Genomic DNA, 9,151 nt, shown 5'->3' on the forward strand with positions numbered 1-9,151 from the left:
TTCACCCGGCACCCCTGGGACGGGCGAAAACTTATGCCAGAGGTGCAGTGGCACCGGGAAAACTGGCTCAGACTCATGTCCTGACTGCAACGGAACTGGGAAGGTTATAAGCGGGATCGGCGGTGGTTAGATTTTTTGCCACCCAAATAGAAACCCGCTCTGATCGAGCATCGTCCCATTGCGGGCTGCATGCCGCCCGGCACGCTCTTTTTTCGCTAACGGGCCCAGGCCATTCTCCCCGTCGAGCCAAGTTGTGTACTGGCTCAGTGAGATGGACGATCCTCCCCGCCGGCTCCGTGATCAGATCGGAGCGGCGGGGCAGCCGCTATCAAGCGGTGAGGCGCTGTCCCTGACGTTTGCTCAGTTCGAAGGCCTGTAGATCGAGAGCAAGATCAATGACCTGCGTGCTCTTGAGGCGAGTGGGCTCAATAGCGCCGCCAATCCCGTGCTGCAGATAGACCTCTTGCGCCTCAGGCGTACGCATCGCGCCACCCATCGTCCAATTCGGGAAAAGCCGCGCCTCAACGTCGCGTACATTCATGATCGTTGCGGAGCTGTGGCGACTATCTCGCGCAATCCGATTGTAGGTGTCCGTTACCTTGAGCTTTTCGCCCTCTAAAATCTGTACGAACCAAGTCTTATCAAATATCAAGAATCCTGTGATACCGTCCCTGCTATTGTTCCGCTGAGACGCAGAAACAATTTCACGTAAGTTCGTAAGCATAGCACGATCGCCGCCCTCTACAGTGTTGCGGCTATAATAGACGAGCTGATGTACCACGATTTAATGCTCCGTTTGATGATGCTCACGAGAGAAAGTAATCACGCTGCGTCATACACATGGATTATTTTCGCTTGGCATCGCATCGTGAACGTTCTGCTCGATGAAACACTAACGAGTCCTGAAATTGTTCTTGGATTTGATTATTAAGGACTTGTGGCTTGGCCGAACCTTAACAAATTCGAACCGGGAGGCAGGTGCTTGGCCTGAGCCTCAGTGCCGAGTGTGGCCCACATGTCCTGGCGCGGCCGGTCCCTGTCACCTATCCCGTCCGGCCCATCATAGCCGCCGGGCCTCATGTCAGCATCCCCAGCCTTCAAGATCGAAGCGAACTCGCCCCAGGAATGGCGTGAAGCCTTCCTCAGCATTAAGCCGAGCGTCGTGCCTTGCCCTGGACTGACGGCCGCCAGCTGGCAGGCCGTTCACGCTGCGTCCCTGGACTTCCTCGACAAGCACGCCGACGAAGCTGGCCGGCTGGGCTGGACGACGCTGCAGCTTTTTGGCGTGCATCCCGACCTCGGCGTGATCCGTTCCGACTTCTGCGGAGCCATGGTTCTGAGCGGTGACCTCGTGTCTGAGGCCCACGCGGATTTCATTCGGTTCGAGCGGACGCGGTACTTTCGAAACGTGCCGGGACGTCCGAAGGGTGCAGTGCCGATCTGGTCGGCGAAGCGGTAGGCGCCCCAAGGGCCTGCCCTATTTCCTCGCGGTCGCCGCCATGAACCCTACCATGAGCACCGAACGCGCCGAGGGCTACCGTGAGGCTTTGTCGAGCGTCAAAAGTACGATCCAGCGCAGGTTAAGCGAGGGCAGAGTGCCGGAGGAGGGGAAGCTCGAACTGTCGAACCTCCTGATCATGGTAGACGACATGCTCCGGCCCAATCGGACGGTTCCTTAAGCTGGAAGCGATGCCCAGAGCCGCTGAGCGGCAGCTTCTGAGGACCAATCATTGCCTTTGTGAAGGCATGTTCTTGCAAGCGATGTAGATCGCTGACCTACATCGCCAATCTTGGCGCTTAAGCCGCAGCAGCTTTGCGCGGCCGACCGGCCTTCTTGGGCTTCTCAGGAGCCGCAGCGGCCTCTTCAACGACTGTCTTTTCCGGCGCGGCGGGCTTCGCCTCTCCCGTATCCTTGCGCACCTGTCCGAGGCCAAGGGCACGAGCAAGCTCCGAGCGCTGCGCCGAGTAGCTGGCTGAAGTCATGGGATAGTCGGCGTGTAGGCCATGCTTCGCACGGTAAGCCTCAGGGCTCAGCCCGCGGAGCGTCAGATGCCGGCGCAGTGTCTTGTAGGGCTTGCCGTCTTCGAAGCTGATGAGGTGGTCTGGCGTGATCGACTTTTTGATCTGAGTCGGCGTCGCCTTCTCGATCTTGTCCACCTCCGGCGCGCTAGATCCACCGCTGGAAAGGGTGCTGATGGCGGCGTGCACGCTGCTCAGCAAGTCGGCCAATGATCCTACTGGAACCGAGTTGTTGGAGACGTAGGCGGCGACGATGTCAGCCGTAAGCTCGATATGGCTGGTCGGCAATTCAGTGGTCTGATCGGTCATAACGTCTTTCTCTGAGGTTCGGTGAGTGTCCTATAGAGCAGCTTTGGGCACGCCCTCAATAGATTTAGTAACGGATAAAAACTAGATTGACCTAATATGGTGTCTTCGAAGCGAGTCCTGCCGATCCGGGCCGTGAATCGATAGACCTTACATGACTGACGAACTCCCGCCCTGGCGCGAGATCACTACCGACGACTATGCGCCCTGCATCTTTACAGACCTCGGGTCATCGGAAGCGTGGATCGCCTCCTCTGAGGTTCTCAGACTCTTATTGGCCCGCCAGAATGAGGGGGAATTTCGCCTGCGCCTGATCCTTCGGGAGGACGTCGATCTCAGATGGGGTCCAACCGCAGATCCGAACTGGCGATGGGATTATGCCCACGGTCCAGAGTTCGCCCTCGACGCCGCTGAAATTTGGATCGAGCGGACCGATGGCCGACGCAAGCGGGTGGATCAGATGGAGACGCGGCCGCAGCCTTGGTGAGGCCTAACGCGATCCATCGGCCCCGGTCACGGACGACCCCGGCGAGGCGCGCTCCATGGCGTTGAAAAGGCCCACAAGGTCGTCGGCATCGTCGAGCTGTTCATCGTCAGCACGCCGCCGGAGCGAATTAGCGGCCGCATCATGTACCGGCCGTCTGAGCCCCGCGGCAGCATCTTCGAAGTCACCCTCGACGGAATGCGTCCTTCAGCCTGATCGAGCATGTCGTTCCGCCAACTCCCGCCGCAGCGCCTCGACCCCGGCGTGAAATTCACGTCAATGACATCAGGAGTCCCGGTTAGTTGCGAGGTGCCCGCCACCCCGCCGCCTTCGCCTCGTCCTCTGAGCTGAACATAGGCTCACTGTTCTTATTGCTGATCCGAGTCCGGTCGTAGTCGACCCCTTTATGCCACACCGTAGCCCACCGGCATCGGCCTAGATGGTCAGTCCAGAGGCAGGACTGAGAACACCATGTGGTATCTGTACGGCATTGTCCTGTTGGCGGGCGTCGCTAACGCCATTCAAGCGGGTCAGAATGGGGCCTTATCGAAAGGGTTTGAGGGATCCTTGACCGCTGGCCTTGTCGTGGTGGCGGGCACAGCAACCTGCATCCTCGTCGTGGGCCTACTCTCGGGAAAGCTGATATGGCCAACCACCGCACAAGTGCTGGTCGTACCGTGGTGGGCTTGGTTCGGCGGCGTTCTGGGCGGCGGCATCATCCTGGCACAGTTCATCGTGGCTAGGCAGATTGGTGCAGCTCCATTCCTGGGAATGCTTGTGACAGCGGGTGTCGTCACCTCGATCCTGCTCGATCATTTCGGCTGGATAGGCTTTGAGCGTCACCCGGCAACGATCTGGCGGATCTTCGGCGGCTTGCTGATGATCGGCGGTGTTGCCCTCGTAGCGATGCTCTAGAACCTCCACGCATCCCTTCCAGCCCGCATCTCAGCCAATTCCCGCCGCAGCGCCTTCACCTCGGCGTGCATCTCGCCAGCGTCCACGGCCAGCTCAATGCACTGCTCCTGCGCCTCTGCGAGCTGGGCCCGCAGCTCGACGTTTTCGGTCGCCAGGGCGAGCAGGAGCAGGGTGTCGGAAACGGCTGGCCTCCCATGGATCGAGCAGGCTGCCGGCGTCGCCGATGAGGGTTAGCGTTGACTTAACCACCCCGCCCGGCCGACATGGCACCGTGCCCGCCTCTCGCTCCAAGCGAGTCGTGAGCCGACCACCGTTGAGGATGATAGCCGCGAGAAAGATCTAGAGCCCCCAACGCGAAACGGCCCCACCCTGCCAGGGGTGAGACCGTTTAAAATCGCAGGGCCTGTGAGGCCAGTCACTTCCCCTCACAAGCCACAGCTCCCGCCGGGAGTCAATCGGGAACATGCTTCTCGAAGCGATGGCGCTTGGCCTTTTGAAAGGCGCCCCATGACAGGGAGCGCCCCGCTTTGACGCGGCCCAAGCAGGGCTGTGAACGATGTTCGCTGACGAAATTCGGCGCTCGGTAGAGGCGGCGCTGAGATCCAGGCTGCCCGATGTGGCGGCTGTGATGTGGCGCGCCTATGGGGCCGGCCAGATCAGCGAGACGGAGGCCGAGGCCCTGTCTGCCCTGATCGAGGCTCGGAAGGCCCTGCCAGCCACGCCAGCGGCTCCTAGGAGGCCCGTGGGCTCGCGGCCCCGCTCTGATGCCAGCATGGAGCGCCGTCGCCGCTGGGCGGCGTCTGGTAGACTTCCGCCGGGTATCGCGGCCCGGTTCACGCTGGCCGAGACCGCCGTTCTCGCCATCGTGTCGGCCGAGACCGCCCGCCGTGGCGATTGCAGGCTCTACGTCGATCACATCGCGGCAGTCGCTGGCGTGTCCCGATCCACCGTGAAGGCCGCAATCCGGCAGGCCAGGACGCTCGGCCTCATCACCGTCGAGGAGCGACCGCAGACTGCCTTCCGCAACCTCTCGAACGTCGTCCGGATCGTCTCGAAGGAGTGGACCGCCTGGTTGCGTCTCGCCCGCACCCTCCCGGCCAGAGGGGGAGGGGTCAAATCCTCGACCGGCACGAATACTCAAGCTCTAGAACTACGGGGAAAGCGGCCAGCGGAGACCCAAAAAGGGCTGCCGAGGGCCGGCGGTTGGCCTCGACCAGAAAGACCACAAAGGAATCGACGCGATCGGCAGGAGGCGTGAGGCCATGCGATGAGAACATGCGGCCGGACGGTATGACGAACGTGGCCTCAGCCCTATCAACTCCCTCATTGGGCCTGGCATTGCCCGTGTTGCAGTCCCGCTTTATCGCTACCTAAGGCTCTCTGATGAAGGTCATTTTCGTTTCGATAGGTAGCCATGGGGACGTGCTGCCGTTCATAGGGCTTGCCGCTGAAATGCGCCGACGCTCGTACGAAGTCCTCCTTGCTGCGCCAGGACATTTCGAGACGCTGGCGACGCAAGCGCGACTGCCGTTTCACCCCCTTGGCAGCCAAGCTGATTACGATGAGGCCATTGCCGACCCGAACCTTTGGCATCCTCGCAAGGGGGCGACCCTTTTGCTTGGGTACGCGCTGAAACTGATGCCGGTCGTTGACGCCTTCCTAGGCCAGGAGGCGGAACGGGGCCCGATCCTGGTGGTCGCCTCAACACTCAGCTTAGGCGCCCGTATCGCTCAGGATCGCCTTGGGCTCGACGTGATCACGGTTCACCTCGCTCCTTTCATCTTTCGGAGCCGGCACGCACCTCCCATCATCCCAGGAGTGCCGCTTCCCCGTTGGCTCCCAAATCGTCTCAAGCACTCAATCCAGCTTGGAGCCGAAAAATACGTGCTCAATCCCGTCTCTCTTCCCGCGGTCAACGCATATCGGGCTGAGTTCAATCTGCCTGCCGTGGATCGATTGAGGACGTGGTGGCACTCACCTCAGCGCATCATCCTCATGGTCCCGAGCTGGTTCGCCCCGCCACAGGAAGACTGGCCACATCGTACAGTCCAGACCGGATTTCCTCGCGTCGATACCTTCGGCGATGCCGGCACGCTGTCACCATCGCTTGCTGCGTTCGTAGAAGGCGGTGAGCCTCCCTTGGTCTTCACCTACGGCTCCGCGATGAGACAGGCAGGGCGTTTTTTCGAAACGGCTGTCGCCATCTGTAGACGGATGGGACGTCGCGGTGTTCTCCTGGCGCCCCAGAACGGTCAGATCCCCGACAATCTACCGGCCAGCGTGTTCAGAGCGGCCTACGCCCCTCTCAGTGCACTGCTCCCATATTCTGCCGGGCTGATCCATCATGGCGGGATTGGCACTGTCGCGGAGGGGCTAGCTGCTGGCGTTCCGCAGCTCATCGTACCGGTCGCCTTCGACCATTTCGACGAGGGAGAGCGTCTTCGTCGTCTTGGGATAGGTATGACGCTCTCACGCAGACGCTTTACACCCTCTCGCGCCAGCCGATGCCTCAATACACTTCTCCATTCTGCAACCGTTGCGGGGGCTTGCAAAGAGGCCAAAGAACGAACTGCTCAAGAGAACGGCATAAAGGTCTGCTGCGGCATTATCGAACGCTTCGCGAGGCGGAGAACAAGCCCAAACACTGCCTGAGGTTGAACTTTGACAGCTTCCCCTGACTATATCAGGTCATGAACATGTCCTGGGTGGCGAAAGCCAGATGGTAACGTCATTCGGCTCATCCTTTGATGTAAATCCGCTTATGGCTGGCTGTTCAGGGGTGGGATCAAACCTCGCTCAGCGCTCGTTTCTATCACGGCACCGTAGCCGCGAGGCTCGCATGCCTAGTCCGGGAGAGGGACCATGGCAGACGATAAGCAGAAGCCATCCCAGGTCGATGCGACGCGCGAAGCTGGATCTCCAGCACCCAAGCCGCCAAAGCCGGGGGAGCATCCCAAAACCGCCGAAACCGATGCACAGCCTGATAAGCCAGTGTCCAATCAGGACGATGTTCTGTAGGGGCGGACGAGGAGGTCAACCGTGTCTTTTCCTCAGCGATCGCCTTCAGCCATTAGCCAGGAAGGGCGTCACGCCCGTGATCGTGGCGACCTAAGCAGCGCCAATCCTTACCCCTCTGACACCGAGGAGCATGTCACCTGGAAACGGGGCTGGGAAATGCCCGACAGAGAGATTGGGCAGGAGAAAGCCAAAGGCGATCAGGAGTAAGAGCTTGGCCCATCGTCTGTTGGAACAGACTGGATGAGGTCTGCTACCCTCTTGGTTTGCCCCGTCCTTAGACCAACCACTGTGCGAACGAGGCGCAGCACGTCTCGGCGGAGCTGATCGTCCTCGATTGAGGCATAAGCACGAAGCAGATCCACGGCGCCGGCCTGACTGAGGAAGCCGAAGGCATCGCTTTGCTCCTCAGCTTCATGATCGCCGAACAGAGTAGACATTGGCACTTCAAGGAACTGAGCGATCTGCTGCAGCCGGCCACTGCTGACGCGGTTCGCTCCTTTTTCGTACTTCTGGACCTGCTGAAACGTGACACCGACGTGCTGGCCTAACTCAGTCTGCGACAGTCTCTTAGCTTTACGGAGCGCGGCGATGCGCAGACTGACGGCACGGTCAACGCCTGTCGTCGATTTAACGGTCATCACGCACAGCACCTGTATTCAGACATATTTAATCATGATTTCATTTCGAATATGAAATATTACTCACATCTCTTTGGGGCGTATGGCGTCGGCTCTTAGCTAGTAAGCCGTAGATCCGCAGTGTTGCAAGATTGCACTATCGCTGCTGGCGCTATCAGGGCTCTGTGTCGTTCAAATTCATCGCACGGGCCAACGACTTCCATGTTCAAGAAGCTTCTCCTCGCCACTGCGGCCACCGCTCTCCTGGCTGGCGCTGCTTCGGCCGCCGACCTTCCGCGTCGCGCCGCTCCCCCGGTCTTCGTGCCGGTGCCGGTGTTCACCTGGACGGGCGCCTACTTCGGTATCAACGCCGGCTACGGCTTCGACGCCAGCAGCAACAGCAACCGCTACAACCTGCCGGCCAGCTCCGTGCTGAACTCCTACGGCACCTCGGGCGTCCTCGTGCTGAACAACAGCGACAATCACGAGGGCTTCGTTGGCGGTGGTCAGGTCGGCTACAACTACCAGTTCACTCCAGGCTCGGGCGTGGTCGTCGGTATCGAGGCTGACGCCCAGTACACGGACTTCGGTAACAAGAGCCGCACCGTGACCGGCACGTTCACGCCGAACGGTGGCCCGGCCCAGAACCAGGCCGTTCGGATCGCCGGCAATGAGATGAACTTCTTCGGCACGGTTCGTGGCCGCCTCGGCTACGCCTTCGATCGCGTCCTGTTCTACGGCACCGGCGGCTTCGCCTATGGCGACGGTGCCACCGGTGGTGACGATTTCCGCACCGGCTACACCGCCGGCGGTGGTATCGAGTACGCCATGCCCACGGACTCCTTCTTCAACTTCTTCAAGTCGTCGGCTGTGACGCTGAAGGTCGAAGGCTTGTACGTGAACCTCGATCAGGAGAACGGTCGCGGTGCGCGCTCCGTGTACAACCCTCGGACGGACGTGCTGTCGCTGAGCAGCACGGCGCGTGAGACCGAGTTCGCTGTCGTCCGCGCCGGCCTGAACTACAAGTTCGGATCCTACTAGGCCGCTCCGGCTTATATCGTCAGCCCGAGCATCCCCAGCCCGATCCAACTGGCCGCTCAGGTCAAAAGCGCCTCAGGAGTAATTCCTGGGGCGTTTCTCGTTGAGGATGCCATCTTCGCATTCGCATTGAGCAAGGCCTCAACCCATCCCCCGACCAAGCGCCTTAACGATTTGTTATCGGCGTTCGGATAGGAAATTTTAATCTTTCGAGGAACCTGCCATGCGCGTGCTGCTGATTGAGGACGATGCTTCGATCGCGGCGAGCATCGAACTGATGCTCAAGGCGGAGCGCTTCAACACCTACACGACGGATCTCGGCGAGGAAGGCATCGACCTCGGCAAGCTCTACGACTACGACATCATCCTCCTCGACCTCACCCTTCCCGACATCTCCGGCTACGAAGTGCTCCGCTCGTTGCGGGCATCGAAAATCAAGACACCGATCCTGATCCTCTCCGGCATGGCCGGGATCGAGGATAAGGTGAAGGGCCTCGGCTTTGGCGCCGATGACTACCTCACCAAACCCTTCCACAAGGACGAACTGGTCGCCCGCATCCACGCGATCGTCCGTCGCTCGAAGGGCCATGCCGAGTCGGTCATCACCACCGGTGATCTGAGCGTGAACCTCGATCAGAAGACCGTCGAAATCTCTGGCAGCCGGGTCCCCCTCACCGGTAAGGAGTACCAGATGCTGGAACTCCTCGCGCTGCGGAAGGGTACGACCCTGACGAAAGAGATGTTCCTCAATCAC

Annotated in this window: 12 protein-coding genes; 9 read left to right on the top strand and 3 right to left on the bottom strand. The window is 60.3% G+C overall.

Translation table 11 applies throughout. The features are described from left to right. Window positions 1–328: 328 nt before the first annotated feature. Entirely contained in the window at window positions 329–781 is a 453-nt protein-coding gene (locus tag IPV08_RS23850) for a BLUF domain-containing protein (RefSeq protein WP_207414277.1), read from the bottom strand. Window positions 782–1,078: 297 nt separating this feature from the next. Between IPV08_RS23850 and IPV08_RS23855 the strand changes: the two genes are divergently transcribed. Together IPV08_RS23855 and IPV08_RS23860 are read left to right on the top strand one after the other, a co-directional pair. Further along, window positions 1,079–1,459, top strand: a complete 381-nt coding sequence (locus IPV08_RS23855) for a hypothetical protein (RefSeq protein ID WP_207414278.1) — start codon at window positions 1,079–1,081, stop codon at window positions 1,457–1,459. Between the two features lie 52 nt (window positions 1,460–1,511). Continuing rightward, on the top strand, window positions 1,512–1,679 hold the full coding sequence (locus tag IPV08_RS23860) for a hypothetical protein (protein ID WP_207414280.1): 168 nt from the start codon (window positions 1,512–1,514) through the stop codon (window positions 1,677–1,679). Window positions 1,680–1,797: 118 nt separating this feature from the next. On the opposite strand, the gene IPV08_RS23865 is transcribed toward IPV08_RS23860, so the two are convergent. Then, window positions 1,798–2,328: a MucR family transcriptional regulator gene (locus IPV08_RS23865; protein ID WP_207414282.1), complete on the bottom strand. Its 531-nt coding sequence runs from the start codon at window positions 2,326–2,328 to the stop codon at window positions 1,798–1,800. A gap of 151 nt (window positions 2,329–2,479) precedes the next feature. On the opposite strand from IPV08_RS23865, the gene IPV08_RS23870 reads away from it, so the two are divergent. From IPV08_RS23870 to IPV08_RS23890, 5 genes are all read left to right on the top strand, one after another. Then, the gene (locus IPV08_RS23870; RefSeq protein WP_207414284.1) at window positions 2,480–2,812 is read left to right on the top strand and encodes a hypothetical protein; all 333 of its coding nucleotides are present in this window, start codon (window positions 2,480–2,482) and stop codon (window positions 2,810–2,812) included. Window positions 2,813–3,280: 468 nt separating this feature from the next. Beyond that, the gene (locus IPV08_RS23875; protein ID WP_207414285.1) at window positions 3,281–3,724 is read left to right on the top strand and encodes a DMT family transporter; all 444 of its coding nucleotides are present in this window, start codon (window positions 3,281–3,283) and stop codon (window positions 3,722–3,724) included. Between the two features lie 556 nt (window positions 3,725–4,280). After that, entirely contained in the window at window positions 4,281–4,982 is a 702-nt protein-coding gene (locus tag IPV08_RS23880; RefSeq protein WP_246748210.1) for a hypothetical protein, read from the top strand. A gap of 125 nt (window positions 4,983–5,107) precedes the next feature. Then, the gene (locus IPV08_RS23885; RefSeq protein WP_207414287.1) at window positions 5,108–6,376 is read left to right on the top strand and encodes a nucleotide disphospho-sugar-binding domain-containing protein; all 1,269 of its coding nucleotides are present in this window, start codon (window positions 5,108–5,110) and stop codon (window positions 6,374–6,376) included. A gap of 210 nt (window positions 6,377–6,586) precedes the next feature. Further along, complete coding sequence (locus IPV08_RS23890; protein ID WP_207414290.1) at window positions 6,587–6,742, top strand: hypothetical protein; 156 nt, start codon at window positions 6,587–6,589, stop codon at window positions 6,740–6,742. Window positions 6,743–6,939: 197 nt separating this feature from the next. Here IPV08_RS23890 and IPV08_RS23895 read toward each other — a convergent pair whose 3' ends face one another. Continuing rightward, window positions 6,940–7,380 (bottom strand): helix-turn-helix transcriptional regulator, encoded by a 441-nt coding sequence (locus IPV08_RS23895; RefSeq protein WP_207414291.1) that lies wholly within the window; start codon window positions 7,378–7,380, stop codon window positions 6,940–6,942. A gap of 201 nt (window positions 7,381–7,581) precedes the next feature. On the opposite strand from IPV08_RS23895, the gene IPV08_RS23900 reads away from it, so the two are divergent. Both IPV08_RS23900 and IPV08_RS23905 read left to right on the top strand, forming a co-directional pair. Further along, on the top strand, window positions 7,582–8,400 hold the full coding sequence (locus IPV08_RS23900; RefSeq protein ID WP_207414293.1) for a porin family protein: 819 nt from the start codon (window positions 7,582–7,584) through the stop codon (window positions 8,398–8,400). A 220-nt stretch (window positions 8,401–8,620) separates the two neighbouring features. Beyond that, window positions 8,621–9,151: response regulator transcription factor (locus IPV08_RS23905; protein ID WP_207414295.1), on the top strand; the 531-nt coding region annotated here is incomplete at its 3' end.

Origin of the sequence: Methylobacterium sp. SD274, assembly GCF_017355285.1 — a bacterium.
GTDB lineage: Bacteria > Pseudomonadota > Alphaproteobacteria > Rhizobiales > Beijerinckiaceae > Methylobacterium.